Raw genomic sequence first — 14,181 nt, 5'->3', positions numbered from 1 at the left:
CGTCTGGACGCAGCGGAGGGAGGAGCGAAGCGACGAGTGGAGCGGAGGAAGATGAGGGTCAAGCGGAGGCGCTCGCGAATTGCGGAGCAATCGCAGATAGTCCAGCGTCGGAGCGCCCCTCGTCTGGACGCAGCGGAGGGAGGAGCGAAGCGACGAGTGGAGCGGAGGAAGATGAGGGTCAAGCGGAGGCGCTCGCGAATTGCGGAGCAATCGCAAATAGAATGGTGTGCATGACGCACCAGGATCTGATGGCCGGACCGCCGCCGACCCACCTCCCCGCCGACCCTGCGACCGACGATCTGGCCGCCGGCACCGAGCCCGCCGAGGTCGTACGCCGCCACCCGGCCTCGCCCGCGGCGTGGGCCGCGCTCGCGACGGCCGCCAAGGAGGCCGGCGCCGAGGACGTGACCATCTACGCCTACGCCCGCGTCGGTTACCACCGCTCGCTCGACATGCTGCGCCGCAACGGCTGGAAGGGTCACGGCCCGGTGCCGTGGGAGCACGAGCCCAACCGTGGCTTCCTGACCAGCCTCGCCCTCCTCGCCGAGCAGGCCAAGGCGATCGGCGAGACCGACGAGTGGGAGCGTTGCAGCGCGTTCCTCCGCGACAGCAGCCCGACGGCGTACGACACCCTCTTGGGCTGATTACCGAATCGCGTCGGACCAGCGATTTCGCCTAGCCTTGCCCTGTGACTGAGCAGACCACCAACGCGCCAGAGCCGGACCTCAACGAGCAGATGCTGGTCCGGCGCGAGAAGCGCGAGCGCCTGCTGGCCGAGGGCAAGAAGGCTTACGCCATCGAGGTCGGCCGCACGCACACCCTCGCCGAGGTGCGCGAGGCCTACGAGGACAAGCTCGAGGCCGGCGAGGAGACCCAGGACGTGGTCACCGTCGCCGGTCGGGTCATGTTCGTCCGCAACACCGGCAAGCTGGCTTTCGCGACCCTGCAGGAGGGTGTCGGCACCCGGCTCCAGGTGATGCTCTCGCTCGCCGAGGTGGGCGAGGAGTCGCTCGCGGAGTGGAAGAGCCTGGTCGACCTCGGTGACCACGTCTCCGTGACCGGCCGGGTGATCTCTTCGCGGCGCGGCGAGCTCTCCATCATGGCCTCGAGGTGGGAGATGGCGTCCAAGGCGCTGCGACCGCTGCCGGTGCTCCACAAGGACCTGTCCGAGGAGTCCCGCGTGCGACAGCGCTACGCCGACCTGATCGTGCGCCAGGAGGCGCGCGACATGGTGCGCACGCGCGCGAAGATCACCCAGGCGATCCGCCGCTGCCTGGAGGACGACGGCTACCTCGAGGTCGAGACGCCGGTCCTGCAGCTCATCCACGGCGGTGCGCACGCGCGGCCGTTCAACACCCACATGAACGCGTTCGACCAGCCGATGTCGCTGCGCATCGCGCTCGAGCTCAACCTCAAGAAGGCCGTCGTCGGCGGCGTCGACAGGGCCTACGAGATCGGCCGGATCTTCCGCAACGAGGGCGTCGACTCCACCCACAGCCCCGAGTTCACGATGATCGAGGCCTACCAGGCCTACGGCGACCAGTTCACGATCGCGGAGCAGATCCGGCGGATGTACCTCGCCGCGGCTGACGCGGTGGGCTCGCGCCAGGTGGTCTCGACGAGCTCGACCACCGGTGAGGAAGTCGTCATCGACCTCGACGGCGAGTGGAAGTGGCTGCCGGTCTACGAGGGCGTCTCCGAGGTCGTCGGCGTCGAGGTCACGCCCGACACCGACGTCGACACGCTCAAGGCGCTGGCTGACAAGCACGACGTCGAGCTCGACCCGGCCTGGGACGCCGGCAAGATCGTCATGGAGCTGTGCGGCGAGCTGGTGGAGCCCAACCTGATCCAGCCGACCTTCCTGTGCGACTTCCCGGCGATCGCCCAGCCGCTGGCGCGGATCAACGACGAGGAGCCGGGCAAGGTGCTCGCCTGGGACCTGATCATCGGCGGTGTCGAGCGCGGCACCGGTTTCACCGAGCTGATCGACCCCGTGGTGCAGCGCGAGGTGCTCGCCGCCCAGTCCCTGCTGGCCGCCGGCGGCGACCCCGAGGCGATGCAGCTCGACGAGGACTTCCTGCGGGCGCTGGAGTACGGCGCCCCGCCGATGGGTGGCCTCGGGCTCGGTCTGGACCGGGCGATCATGCTCTTCACCGGCGCCGGGATCCGCGAGACGATCCTCTTCCCGCTGCTCAAGCCGGAGGCATGACACCTATCTGGCACTAGAGTGCCAGGTATGGAGAACGGCCGGTCGGAGACGCTGATGACCGCGCTCGGGTTCGACCCGGGCGCGGCGCAGCTCTACAGTCGCCTCCTCCCGCTCACCGGATGGCCGTGCATGGCGGTGGCGGCCACGCTGTCCACCTCCGAGGGCGAGCTGAAGGAGGAGGCCACGCCCCTGATCGAGAGCGGCGTCATCAGCTGTGGTGAGACGTTGACCGTGCTCAGCCCGACAGCGGTGGTCGCCCACATGCTGGAGCGGGCCGCGACCAGGGCCCAGGACGCCCACGACCACCTGCTCAAGATCTCCCAGTCGGTGCCGTACGTCGCGGGCACCGCCGCACGGCTCCCGGCCACGATCGGCGAGGAGCACCCGATCGACGGCGAGGTGGTCGCCACCGAGTTCACGCCGGAGACCTTCGAGCGCCTGGTCTCGGCCACCTCGGGCGACATGATGTGGCTGCGTCCGGCGGTGACCATGCACCCCTCGGAGATGCGGTTCATCTCGGTCATCGAGTCGACGATCAGGTCGGGTCGCCGGTGCCGCGGGATCTACCCGGTGGCGGCCCTGAGGAACTCGCCCGACGTGCTGCGGATGCGGGTCGAGATCGGGGAGGAGATCCGGATCCTGCCGAGCGTCCCCACCCATCTGATGGTCGTCGGCAGCACCCACGCGATGTTCCCGGACCCGCTCGGCCCGGTGGAGCAGCCACTGATCAACGTCCGTCAGCGGGGCATCGTCGAGGTGGTGACCAGCTACTTCGAGGAGCTGTGGCGCCGCGCTCTCCCGGCGGCCGAGCTCGAGGACCTGCCGACCGCGGAGCGCCGTCTGCTGCTCGCCGAGCTGGCCAGCGGAGCCCAGGACGAGCAGATCGCCCGGAGGCTCGGTGTCTCGCTGCGTACGGTCCGTCGGCGGGTCGCCGAACTGCTCGAAGACCTCGGCGCGACCTCCCGGTTCGAGGCGGGTGTCGAGGCCGCACGGCGAGCCTGGCTGTGACGTACGGGCCGGTATTTGCTAGCGTGTGGTCGCAAGAGCCCTGGTCTTGCCAGGGTTTTTTGCTTTCTGTAGATGGATCGAGCACACACTAGATATTGGTGCGTTGAGCAGCCGGGCACGCCCGGAGGGACTCCGTCCGGAGCGAAGGAGCAACACATGCCCGCGATCACGATCATCGGCGCCCAGTGGGGCGACGAAGGCAAGGGCAAGGCGACCGACCTTCTCGGTGAGCACGTCGACTACGTCGTGAAGTTCAACGGCGGCAACAACGCCGGCCACACGGTGGTGATCGGCAAGGAGAAGTACGCCCTCCACCTGCTGCCCAGCGGCATCCTGACCGCCGGCGTGACGCCGGTGATCGGCAACGGGGTCGTCGTCGACCTCGCGGTCCTCTTCGAGGAGCTGGGCGGCCTGGAGCAGCGTGGCGTCGACATCTCCAAGCTGAAGCTGTCGGCCAGCGCCCACGTCATCGCCGACTACAACCGCCAGCTCGACAAGGTCACCGAGCGGTTCCTCGGCTCGCGCAAGATCGGCACCACCGGCCGCGGGATCGGGCCGACCTACGCCGACAAGGTCAACCGCATCGGCATCCGCGTCCAAGACCTCTTCGACGAGTCGATCCTGCGCGGCAAGGTCGAGGGTGCGCTGGAGCTGAAGAACCAGCTGCTCTCCAAGGTCTACAACCGGCGCGGCTTCACCGTCGAGGCGGTCGTCGAGGACCTGCTGTCCTACGCCGACCGGATCGCGCCGATGGTCTGCGACACCGGACTGCTGCTCAACCAGGCCCTCGACAAGGGCGAGACCGTGCTGCTCGAGGGCGGCCAGGCGACGCTGCTCGACGTCGACCACGGCACCTACCCGTTCGTGACCTCCTCCAACGCCACCTCGGGTGGTGCCTGCACCGGCTCCGGCATCCCGCCGACCCGGATCGACCGGGTGGTCGCGATCGTGAAGGCCTACACCACGCGAGTGGGCGAGGGACCGTTCCCGACCGAGCTCTTCGACGCCTCCGGCGACTACCTGCGCGACAACGGCCACGAGTTCGGCACCACCACCGGCCGGCCGCGCCGCTGCGGCTGGTACGACGCGGTCATCGCCCGCTACGCCGCCCGCGTCAACGGCGTCACCGACTTCGTCCTCACCAAGCTCGACGTGCTCGGCGGTCTCGACGAGATCCCGGTGTGCGTGGCCTACGACGTCGACGGCGTCCGCCACGAGGAGATGCCCGTCAACCAGTCCGACTTCCACCACGCCAAGCCCATCTTCGAGATGCTGCCCGGCTGGAAGGAGGACATCTCCGGGGCGCGGTCGTTCAGCGACCTCCCGGCCAACGCCCAGGCGTACGTGAAGTACGTCGAGGAGATCTCCGGCGCCCCGATGTCGGTCATCGGCGTCGGCCCGGCGCGCGACGAGACGGTCATCATCAACTCCCTGACCTGAGGTCGTGAAGCTGGGAGTGGCCTCGTGGCCACTCCCAGCTTCACAGGTGCGCGCTCGGGCGACGGATGGTGACCCGCCCGGCCTTCAGGTCGACACCGTGGGCCGGGTCGTCGCCGTCGGGCGACGGGATCACGTGACCGACGTTGTCCTGGTCCTTCAGCTCGCGCGCGGCGCGCGCGTTGCCGGGATCGAAGACGTCGATGAAGCTGCCCAGGCCGTCGCCGAGCCCGGAGGAGACGCCGCGCCGCGAGGAGCGCAGGGCCTTGTTGCAGGCCGCGATCATCAGGCCGAGCACGGCAGCGACGGCGATGCCGAACACGACCCAGGTCATGTCCGGCAGGCTACGCCGATGCTCAAAGCAGCGAGGCGCCCTCGACGACGCCGAGCGGCTCGGCCGCGATGTCGGAGCGCCGCTGAAGACCGTCGAAGGTGATCAGGTCGGCGGCTGCGTACGCCCGCGAGCGCGCGTCGTCGATGTCGTAGCCCTTCGCGCGGACCGCCAGGACACGGCCGCCCGCGGTGACCAGGTGGCGGTGGTCGGGCTCCTCCGGCGTGGAGGCGTCGACGATCGCGGTGCCGGCGTGGATCACGTCCACGTCGTTGATCGAGTTGGCGTTGCCGACGCCGGTGATGACGTCGCCCTTCGAGGAGGACTCCGGGTAACCGGCCGAGGCCAGCACGACGGTGACCGAGGCGCCGTCGGAGAAGGTCGGCGCCTCGACGGTGTCCAGCGCGCCGTTGGCCGCCGCGAGCAGCAGGTCACCGAGCGAGGACTCCAGGAGCGCCAGCACCGGCTGCGAGTCGGGGTCGCCGAAGCGGCAGTTGAACTCGATCACCTTCGGGCCCTTGGCGGTCAGCGAGAGCCCGACGTAGAGGCATCCGACGAAGGGCGCGCCGCGCTTCTCCATCTCGGCCAGGGTCGGCTGGACGACGGTCGTCAGCACGACGTCGGCCAGGTCGGGCTGTGCCCACGGCAGTGGCGAGTAGGCGCCCATCCCGCCGGTGTTGCCGCCTTTGCCGCCGTCGAAGATCCGCTTGAAGTCCTGCGCCGGCTGCAGCGCGTAGGCACGCGTGCCGTCGCAGATCGCGAACAGGGACACCTCGGGGCCGTCCAGGAACTCCTCGATGACGACCCGCTCGCAGGCGGCGGCGTGAGCCAGCGCCTCCTCGCGGTCACGCGTCACCACGACGCCCTTGCCGGCGGCGAGGGCGTCGTCCTTGACGACGTACGGAGCGCCGAACTCGTCGAGCGCGGCGGCCGCCTCCTCGGGCGTGGTCGCGACGCGCGAGCCCGCGGTCGGCACGCCGGCCGCGGACATCACGTCCTTGGAGAAGGCCTTCGACCCCTCGAGCTGCGCGGCCGCCTCCGACGGTCCGAAGACGGCGATCCCCGCCTCACGGACCGCGTCGGCGACCCCGGCCACCAGCGGTGCCTCGGGCCCGACGACGACCAGGTCGGCGCCCAGCTCACCGGCCAGGGAGGCGATCGCGGGCCCGGACATGATGTCCACCTCCCGCAGCGTGGCGAACTCCGCGATCCCGGGGTTGCCGGGTGCGGCGTACACCTCGTTCCCCTCCTGGGAGAGCTTCAGAGCGAGCGCGTGCTCACGACCACCGGTGCCAACGACGAGGATCCTCACGGGCCCACCTTATGACGAGCCCGGCTCAGTCCTCCGCCGGCGGTGTCACCGCCTCGTCGGGGCGGTGGGCGATGACGTCCTCGTAGTAGGACTCGGCGGCGTTGATGAGCTTGACCCACTCCCCGGCGAACTGGGAGAGCACCCAGCGGTGCTCGAGGATCTCGTGGAACATCTGCGCGGGGGTCAGCTTGGCGGCGGCGCCGGGCGGGCGCATGGCGACGATGGGCTCGTAGATCTCGCGCAGCCAGCGGCTCGCGGCGACCTCGATCGGCAGGTCGCCGAGCTCGCGGGTGGCGCGGAAGGCGGAGATGTCGTTGAGGATCCGCCGGGCCTGGGCGTCCTGAACCTCCAGCCCGGTCAGCGTACGCAGCTCGCGGCGGTGGTGACCCAGCTCGACCACCCGCGGCCGCAGTGCCACCGTGTCGCCGTCCTCGCTGGTGGTGATGTCGAGCTCCTCGACGTCGAAGCCGAGGTCGTGGAGGCGCTCGATGCGCTGCTCGATGTGCCACATCTCCTCGGCCGAGAAGACCTGCTCCTCGGTGAGCTCGCGCCACAGCGCGTCGTAGCGGCTCTGCAGCCGCTCGACGATCGCGTCGATCGGGAAGGCCTCCGGCAGCGACTCGCTCGCCTGCAGGTCGAGGAGCTCGCCGTAGATGTTCTGGTAGGCGACCTCGAGGTCGTACTCGCGGAGCCGGTCGGAGAGCTCGGGCTTCAGCTCACCGGTCTCGGCATCGACCAGATAGGCGGCGAAGCCGGCCGCGTCGCGGACGAAGAGGACGTTCGACAAGGACACGTCGCCCCAGTAGAAGCCGGCGAGGTGGAGGCGTACGAGCAGGACGACGAGGGCGTCGATCAGGCTGGGGAGCCGGTCGGCGGCCAGGCCCCGCTCGAACAGCGCGCGGTAGGGGAGCGAGTAGGTGAGGTGCTCGGTCATCAGCGCGGCGTTGAGGTCGTTGCCGTCGTGGTCCTTGCGGCCGGTGACGACGCTCTTGGCGACGACCGTCGGCAGACCGAGACGCTGCAGCTCGCGCAGCATGTTGTACTCCCGCCGGGCGATGTCGGCCTGGGTCTCCTTGACCGCGTAGACGTGGTTGCGCACCCGCACGATGCGTACGACGTGACGGCTCAGGCCCCGCGTCAGCGGCACCACGACGTCGTCCGGCCAGTCCTCCAGGGCTCGTGACCAGGGCAGGGTGTAGATCGCCGGGTCGGGCCGGCTGGCGAGGATCTGCAGAGCCATACCGCCACGTTAGTGGGGTGGAGCATCGGACATGGGAGAATGTCCGCCGTGACTGTGGTGCCCAACGTCCTCGCCAACCGCTATGCCGCTGCCGACCTCGCCGGGATCTGGAGCCCCGAGCACAAGATCGTGCTGGAGCGCCAGCTCTGGATCGCGGTGCTCAAGGCTCAGAAGGATCTCGGCATCGACGTCCCCGACGGCGTCGTGGAGGCGTACGAGAAGGTCGTCGAGGACGTCGACCTCGACTCGATCGCGGCCCGTGAGCGGGTGACCCGCCACGACGTGAAGGCGCGGATCGAGGAGTTCGCCGCGCTGGCCGGCCACGAGCACATCCACAAGGGCATGACCTCGCGGGACCTGACCGAGAACGTCGAGCAGCTCCAGGTGCTCTCGAGTCTGAAGGTGATCCGCGACCGTGCCGTCGCCACGCTGGCGCGCCTCGCGCGGCTCGCGACCGAGCACGAGACCACCGTCATGGCCGGCCGCAGCCACAACGTCGCGGCCCAGGCGACCACGCTCGGCAAGCGGTTCGCGACCGTCGCCGACGAGATGCTCGTCGGTCTCCAGCGGGTCGAGGAGCTCATCGCCCGCTACCCGCTGCGCGGTATCAAGGGCCCGATGGGCACGGCTCAGGACATGCTCGACCTGCTCGACGGTGACGCGAGCAAGCTCGCTGCCCTCGAGGAGCGGGTCGCGGCCCACCTCGGCTTCGAGAACGTCTTCACCAGCGTCGGCCAGGTCTACCCGCGCTCGCTCGACTTCGATGCGGTCTCGGCGCTGGTCCAGCTGGTCTCCGGCCCCTCCAACCTGTCGACCACGATCCGGCTGATGGCCGGCAACGAGCTGGTCACCGAGGGCTTCAAGGAGGGCCAGGTCGGCTCGAGCGCGATGCCGCACAAGATGAACTCGCGCTCCACCGAGCGGGTCAACGGCCTCTCGGTCGTGCTGCGCGGCTACCTCTCGATGATCTCCGAGCTGGCCGGCGACCAGTGGAACGAGGGTGACGTCTCCGACTCGGTCGTGCGCCGCGTCGCGCTCCCCGACGCCTTCTTCGCCGCCGACGGCCTCTTCCAGACCTTCCTGACGGTCCTGGACGAGTTCGGTGCCTTCCCCGCCGTGATCCAGCGTGAGCTCGACCGCTACCTGCCGTTCCTGGCCACCACCAAGGTCCTGATGGCCGCCGTCCGCAACGGCGTCGGCCGCGAGGAGGCCCACGAGGCGATCAAGGAGGCCGCCGTCGGCACCGCGCTGTCGATGCGCAAGGGGCAGGCCGAGAACGACGTCTTCGCCAAGCTCGGCGCCGACTCGCGCCTCGGCCTGACCGAGGACCAGATCCAGTCCCTCGTCGCCGAGCCGATCGAGTTCACCGGAGCCGCCGTCGCGCAGGTCCAGGAGGTCGTACGCCGCGTGGAGGCCGTCACCGCCGCGCACCCCGAGGCCGCCGCCTACGTGCCGGGCGAGATCCTCTGAGCCCGGTGACGGGCCCGGTGATCACCGTCGCGGCGGTCGTCTTCCGTGACGGGGAAGGGCGGATGCTGAGCGTCCGCAAGAACGGCACCACGAGCTTCATGCTGCCCGGCGGCAAGCTGGAGCCGGGGGAGTCCGCCGTGGAGGCGGCCGTGCGGGAGGTCGCGGAGGAGCTCGGCGTACGCCTTCGGGTCGAGGAGCTCGTGCTGCTGGGTGAGTTCGAGGCCGATGCCGCCAACGAGCCGGGGCACCTGGTGCGCTCGACGGTCTTCACCTGGGCCGGCGAGGTGACGCCGGACGCGGCCGCCGAGATCGCGGAGCTGCGCTGGGCGACGCTGACCGAGATCACCGGCGGGGCCGACTTCGCCCCGCTGACCAGGGAGCACGTCGTCCCGGCTCTCCAGCCGGCCTGATCCCCGGCGGCCCCACCGGAACGGTGGGAGACTGGCGGTGTGCCCGGGTACTTCGCCGCCGACTCGATGGTCGTCCGCGCGATGCGTCAGCGCGCCGTCGGGCTGACCTGGGGGCAGCGTGCGCTGGTGATCGGCGGCCTGCACCCGCGGCTCTTCGTCGGCACCGCGCAGCACACCGCGCACCGGACCACGCCCTACACCCGGCTCGCGCTGACTGCGCGGCTGATGGAGACGGTCTTCCTCGGCACCGAGGAGGAGGCCGACCGGGCGCTCGCGTTCACGGCAAAGCGCCATGTGCCCGTCGACGGCACGATGGAGGTCGACGGCGGGCCGGCCCACCCAGCGGGTGCGCACTACTCGGCCACCGACCCCGGGCTGATGTGGTGGACGGCGGCCTTCGCGCTCGACTCGGTCGAGTTCATGTACGACGCCCTGGTGCGTCCCCTCCGTCCGCATGAGCGCGAGGAGCTGTTCGACGGGTTCGTGACCTGGGCCGGTCTCTTCGGCATGCCGGCCGAAGCCGCGCCGGCGTCCTATCCCGACTTCCGGCGCCGCTTCGACGCCTGGCTCTGCTCCGACGAGCCCTACCTGGTCGACGAGGCCCGCCTGGTCGGCCGCCACATCGCCGGCACCGCCGGCTACCACCTCCCTGGTGGGCCGCCGACCTCCGAGACGCTGCGGACCGTCGTCCAGGGCAGCCTGCCGGCGATCGTCCGCGAGCACTACGGCATCCCGTGGTCGGCTGCGGCCGAGACGAGATGGCGGGCCGTACGCATCGCCAGCCGCCTCGCCCACCGCCGCCTCTCGCTCCTCGGACCGACACCGCTGCTGCGGGGGAGGAGCGAGCACTTCTACAAGGTCGTCCAGCGGGGCGAACAAGCCCTGGTGCGCCGGGGCGGGGTCAGCATCCCCGGCGTCTCCGACGTCAGTCCGCCTGAGGGAGACGTCAGGCCGGCTTGACGTCGAGCACGACCTCGAACTCCAGCAGGTCGGCGCCGGTCGAGACCGGCTTGCGCGGTGCCTCGCCCGGCGGGGTCGCGTGCGCGGCCCGCGCGTCCCCGTCGCGCCAGGCCGCGAAGGACTCCTCCGAGTCCCAGTGGGTGACGACGAAGTAGCGGTCGTCGCCGGCGACCGGGCGCAGCAGCTGGAAGCCGAGGAAGCCCGGTGACTTCTCGACCGCCCCGGCTCGCGCTGCGAACCGCTTCTCGAGCTCGGCTCCTGCACCCTCCGGAACCTGGATTGCGTTGATCTTCACCACAGACATGCCGCAAACCTATGCGAGGGCTGGGGACGCGGCGTACGTGCCTGCGACGATGGACGGCATGTCCGAGCCGGTAACCGTGACCATCGCCCGTCGAGTCTCCGTGGAGCGCCGCGACGAGATGGTCGCCTGGATGCAGGCGGGGATCCGGCTGGCCAGCGAGTTCCCGGGCTTCCTGGGCGCTGGCTGGGTCCGGCCGTCACCGGACTCCGACCAGTGGCACCTGCTCTACCGGTTCGACTCCCACGAGACCCTGGGACGCTGGGACAACAGCCGTCAGCGCGGCTGGTGGCTGGGGGCGGGCGAACCGTTCGTGGAGGAGACCCGGATCGAGCGGCGCACCGGGATCGAGGGCTGGTTCGATCCGCCCAGCACCTACGACGTCGAGCAGGTCTCCGGGGTCGCGACGGCACCGCCGCGGTGGAAGCAGACGATCACGATCTTTCTGATGTTCTACCCGGTCAGCCTGCTCGCCAACTGGTTGATCGGGCCCTTCGTCGCCGAGTGGACGCTGGCGTTGAAGGTGCTCGGCGTGATGATCGTGACGCTGCCGTTCATGACCTATTTCGGGCTGCCGTGGATCACCCGCAACATGGAGTGGTTCCTGCACGGCCGCCCGGCACCCTGGCGCCGCCGCTAGGACTTCGGGGTGCTGTCCTCGGCGGAGAGGACGGCATCGAGGAGCCCCGGGAACCGCGCGTCGAGATCCTCACGGCGCAGCGAGAGGCGGCGGGCGCGGCCGTTGGCCTCGTTGCGGACCACCCCGGAGGTCCTCAGCACCTTCATCAGGTGCGACTTCGTCGACTTCGGCACGTTCGGATTGCTGAGGTGGCATTCGGCCATGTCGAGAGGACCGTCGACCAGCTGGCGGGCGATCGCCAGGCGCTCGGGGTCGCTGAGCGCGAAGAGCACGCTCGTCAGCGAGAGCTCCGACCGCTCAGGATGCGGAAGGTCCGGGGAAGAACTCATGGTTCGATAATAGTTGCACAGTCGTCGGAAGGCACGTACGCTCCTAAATGGTTCGAAAAAATTCGAACTAGAGATGGAGTGGTGATGTCGGCAGAGGTGATGAGCGGGACGACGACGGACGTCGTCTCTGGGCGGCGGCTCGGCGCCGGGATGACCCTCGGGGCGGTGGTGCTGATGATGGCCGGGGCCAGCGCGCCCTCGCCCTTCTATCCCGACCTCCAGGTCGGCCTCGGGCTGCAGCCCTGGGTGATGACGGCGGTCTTCGCCGTCTACGCCGTGGCGCTGCTGGCCACGCTGCTCGTGGGCGGCTCGGTCTCCGACCATGTCGGCAGGCGTCCGGTGGTCACCGTCGGCTTCCTGCTGCTGGCGGCCAGCTTCGCGCTCTTCCGAGGCGCCGACACCGCGGCCGTGCTCTTCGAGGCGCGGATCCTGCAAGGGGTCGCGAGCGGCCTGCTGCTCTCGACGCTGTCGGCCGCCGTGGCCGACTTCGAGCGGCCGTCGCGCCCCGGTTCGGCGGCGGTGGTCAACGCCATCGCGCCGATGGTCGGTCTGGCGGTCGGCGCCGTCGTCTCCGGCGTGGTCCTCCAGGTGAGCAGCGACGCGCGGCTGCTCGTCTTCGACGCTCTCGTCGTCCTGTCCCTCCTTCTCGTGGCAGGCGTCTGGCTCGCGCCCGAGACCGCGCCCCGCCACGAGGGGCTGCTTGCCTCGCTGCGTCCGCGGGTCGCCGTCCCACCGGGGATCCGGGGCCTGCTCGCTCGCAGCGCCCCGGCGATCTTCGCCGGCTGGGCCACCGGTGGGCTCTTCCTCTCCCTCGGCGCCGCGATCGTACGCAGCGAGCTGGGCGCCACCAGCCACATCCTCCAGGGGCTGGCGATCGGAGCCCTCGCCGGAGCGGGGGCGGTGGCGGCGTACGTCTTCCGCAACCGGTCGGCCCGCGCGACGACGCTCTACGGCACGGCCGCGCTGGCCGGCGGCACCGTGCTCAGCCTGCTCGCCCTGCTGACCGGCTCGGCGGCGGCGTACCTCGTCGCCGTGGTCGTGGCCGGCACCGGCTTCGGCACCGCCTTCTTCGGCATCCTGCGCACGATCATGCCGCTTCTCCCCGCCCACGAGCGGGCCGAGGTCTTCGCGGTGATCTTCATCGTGTCCTACCTGGCCTTCGGCGTACCCGCCGTCGTCGCCGGGCTGCTGACGCCGGAGATCGGTCTCGCGGCCACGACCTACGGCTACGGAGCCGTCGTCGTGGTGCTCTCCTCGGTGGCCGGGCTGCTGCGCTGGCGCCGCGACGACTGATCGGCCGCGGCCGGTCATGGGCCGTCAGGGGTGGGCGATCGCCCCGCCGCCCTTCCGCTCCTGGTACGCCGCCGAGAGCTCGTCGTAGGTCCGGGTGAGCCGGGCGAGCTGATCGGGGTCGGCGAGCGGGGCGAGGGCGGTGCTGGTGAAGTAGTCGTTGGTGCGGTTGTAGAGGTCGCGTCCCGGCTCGACCTCGTCGCGGTCGGGGTCCGGGACGGCATAGACGCCCTTGAGGATGGCCAGGTCGTAGGGGATCGCGAAGGAATCGGCCGAGTCCTGGTGGCTGAAGAGATAGGCGAACTCGGGGATCCCCGACCAGGCCACGCCCGACAGGCAGAGCGAGCACGGCTCGTGGGTCGCCAGCAGCAGGCAGTCGCCGGGCGCCGGCCGGTCATCGGCCGGCAGCTCGAAGAAGCGTTTGATGGCATGGATCTCCCCGTGCCACAGCGGGTTCTCGGTCTCGTTGTTGGTCTCGGACGCGACCACGGACAGATCCGACCGGCGCAGGATCGCGGCACCGAAGATCTTGTTGCCCGCGGCCACGCCCGCACGGGTCAGCGGGACGATCTCCTGCTCGATCACGTCCAGCAGGTGGCGTACGTCCGCCTCGCCGAACCGGCCGGGCAACGTCATCAGATCAGGGCCTCGCCGCCGTGGGTGGCCAGCTTGCGGGCGACCTCGGCGAGGTCGGCGCGCCAGACCTCTGCGGGGCCGGGCGGAAGGATGTCGTCCCAGTCGGGCGAGAAGCTGCCGCGTACCGAGAGCAGGTCCTTCGGGCGGGCCAGGAACCACATGTGCAGGTGCTCGGCACCGTCGCCGATGCGCATCGCATGGCAGCGGCCGATGTTGGGCAGGCTCTCGATGATCCGGACGAGCCGGACCGTGAGCACACCGAACTCGGCCGCCTGGTGCTCGTCGAGATCGGGCAGGTCGTAGTGCTCGAGCGGCTCGAGGATCAGCACCACCGGCAGTCCTGACTGCTTCAGGTGCTTCACCCGCCAGCTCTCGTCCTGCCAGATCACGCCCGGCAGGTCGGCGCTGCACAGGTTGCAGTCCACCCCGTCCTCGCCGCTGCGAGGCTCCTCGGGAGCAGGCGGAGCGAGCGGCTTGGGCGCGATCTCCCCGTCGCGTACGACCCACGGGAAGATGTCCCACTCGGTGATGCTCGGCGCGGGCAGGTCGCCGCCGGCCTGGACTCGGGCGTAGATCTGATCAGCTGTCTCGGCCATGGCTCGAAACTC

Annotated in this window: 16 protein-coding genes; 9 read left to right on the top strand and 7 right to left on the bottom strand. The window is 70.2% G+C overall.

The features are described from left to right. Positions 1-230: 230 nt before the first annotated feature. The 4 genes from ACFVDI_RS13870 to ACFVDI_RS13855 all read left to right on the top strand — a co-directional run bounded on the left by ACFVDI_RS13870 (position 231) and on the right by ACFVDI_RS13855 (position 4,657). Positions 231-644, top strand: coding sequence for a DUF3151 domain-containing protein (locus ACFVDI_RS13870; RefSeq protein WP_378905840.1), 414 nt, complete (start codon positions 231-233; stop codon positions 642-644). 92 nt (positions 645-736) lie between these two features. Continuing rightward, positions 737-2,209, top strand: coding sequence for a lysine--tRNA ligase (gene lysS / locus ACFVDI_RS13865; protein WP_378905872.1), 1,473 nt, complete (start codon positions 737-739; stop codon positions 2,207-2,209). A 27-nt stretch (positions 2,210-2,236) separates the two neighbouring features. After that, positions 2,237-3,217: a helix-turn-helix domain-containing protein gene (locus ACFVDI_RS13860; protein WP_378905838.1), complete on the top strand. Its 981-nt coding sequence runs from the start codon at positions 2,237-2,239 to the stop codon at positions 3,215-3,217. A 156-nt stretch (positions 3,218-3,373) separates the two neighbouring features. Beyond that, positions 3,374-4,657, top strand: a complete 1,284-nt coding sequence (locus tag ACFVDI_RS13855; protein ID WP_378905836.1) for an adenylosuccinate synthase — start codon at positions 3,374-3,376, stop codon at positions 4,655-4,657. A gap of 40 nt (positions 4,658-4,697) precedes the next feature. Here the strand turns inward: ACFVDI_RS13855 and ACFVDI_RS13850 are convergent, their stop codons facing one another. The 3 genes from ACFVDI_RS13850 to ACFVDI_RS13840 are packed head-to-tail and all read right to left on the bottom strand — an operon-like array spanning position 4,698 to position 7,537. Further along, positions 4,698-4,988: a hypothetical protein gene (locus tag ACFVDI_RS13850; RefSeq protein ID WP_378905834.1), complete on the bottom strand. Its 291-nt coding sequence runs from the start codon at positions 4,986-4,988 to the stop codon at positions 4,698-4,700. Positions 4,989-5,010: 22 nt separating this feature from the next. Then, positions 5,011-6,297, bottom strand: coding sequence for a phosphoribosylamine--glycine ligase (gene purD / locus ACFVDI_RS13845; RefSeq protein WP_378905832.1), 1,287 nt, complete (start codon positions 6,295-6,297; stop codon positions 5,011-5,013). Between the two features lie 25 nt (positions 6,298-6,322). Further along, a complete protein-coding gene (locus ACFVDI_RS13840) occupies positions 6,323-7,537 on the bottom strand; it encodes a DUF4032 domain-containing protein (RefSeq protein WP_378905831.1) in 1,215 nt (404 codons plus the stop codon). A 39-nt stretch (positions 7,538-7,576) separates the two neighbouring features. Here ACFVDI_RS13840 and purB point away from each other — a divergent pair, with 39 nt between their 5' ends. Genes purB through ACFVDI_RS13825 form a run of 3 tightly spaced genes read left to right on the top strand, consistent with a single transcriptional unit; the run spans position 7,577 to position 10,377 of the window. Further along, on the top strand, positions 7,577-9,007 hold the full coding sequence (gene purB / locus ACFVDI_RS13835) for an adenylosuccinate lyase (protein WP_378905830.1): 1,431 nt from the start codon (positions 7,577-7,579) through the stop codon (positions 9,005-9,007). A gap of 5 nt (positions 9,008-9,012) precedes the next feature. Next, positions 9,013-9,417: an NUDIX domain-containing protein gene (locus tag ACFVDI_RS13830; protein ID WP_378905829.1), complete on the top strand. Its 405-nt coding sequence runs from the start codon at positions 9,013-9,015 to the stop codon at positions 9,415-9,417. Positions 9,418-9,456: 39 nt separating this feature from the next. Beyond that, positions 9,457-10,377 carry an oxygenase MpaB family protein gene (locus ACFVDI_RS13825; RefSeq protein ID WP_378905828.1) on the top strand — a complete coding sequence of 307 codons (921 nt, stop codon included), beginning with the start codon at positions 9,457-9,459 and terminating at the stop codon, positions 10,375-10,377. On the opposite strand, the gene ACFVDI_RS13820 is transcribed toward ACFVDI_RS13825, so the two are convergent. Beyond that, a complete protein-coding gene (locus tag ACFVDI_RS13820; protein WP_165111380.1) occupies positions 10,364-10,681 on the bottom strand; it encodes an antibiotic biosynthesis monooxygenase in 318 nt (105 codons plus the stop codon). The two genes, ACFVDI_RS13825 and ACFVDI_RS13820, sit on opposite strands and share 14 nt — an antisense overlap. 58 nt (positions 10,682-10,739) lie before the next feature. Between ACFVDI_RS13820 and ACFVDI_RS13815 the strand changes: the two genes are divergently transcribed. Beyond that, positions 10,740-11,318 carry an antibiotic biosynthesis monooxygenase gene (locus ACFVDI_RS13815; protein ID WP_378905826.1) on the top strand — a complete coding sequence of 193 codons (579 nt, stop codon included), beginning with the start codon at positions 10,740-10,742 and terminating at the stop codon, positions 11,316-11,318. On the opposite strand, the gene ACFVDI_RS13810 is transcribed toward ACFVDI_RS13815, so the two are convergent. Continuing rightward, positions 11,315-11,647: an ArsR/SmtB family transcription factor gene (locus ACFVDI_RS13810; protein ID WP_378905824.1), complete on the bottom strand. Its 333-nt coding sequence runs from the start codon at positions 11,645-11,647 to the stop codon at positions 11,315-11,317. The two genes, ACFVDI_RS13815 and ACFVDI_RS13810, sit on opposite strands and share 4 nt — an antisense overlap. An 84-nt stretch (positions 11,648-11,731) precedes the next feature. Here ACFVDI_RS13810 and ACFVDI_RS13805 point away from each other — a divergent pair, with 84 nt between their 5' ends. Next, complete coding sequence (locus ACFVDI_RS13805; protein ID WP_378905822.1) at positions 11,732-12,940, top strand: MFS transporter; 1,209 nt, start codon at positions 11,732-11,734, stop codon at positions 12,938-12,940. A 24-nt stretch (positions 12,941-12,964) separates the two neighbouring features. Here the strand turns inward: ACFVDI_RS13805 and ACFVDI_RS13800 are convergent, their stop codons facing one another. After that, positions 12,965-13,573, bottom strand: a complete 609-nt coding sequence (locus ACFVDI_RS13800; RefSeq protein WP_378905820.1) for a deaminase — start codon at positions 13,571-13,573, stop codon at positions 12,965-12,967. Beyond that, complete coding sequence (locus ACFVDI_RS13795) at positions 13,573-14,169, bottom strand: hypothetical protein (RefSeq protein ID WP_378905818.1); 597 nt, start codon at positions 14,167-14,169, stop codon at positions 13,573-13,575. Before ACFVDI_RS13795 ends, ACFVDI_RS13800 begins: the two co-directional genes overlap by 1 nt. Positions 14,170-14,181 lie beyond the last annotated feature (12 nt).

The organism is Nocardioides sp. NPDC057767 (assembly GCF_042798275.1).
Lineage (GTDB): Bacteria > Actinomycetota > Actinomycetes > Propionibacteriales > Nocardioidaceae > Nocardioides.
This window is presented reverse-complemented; position numbering and strand designations above follow the sequence as displayed.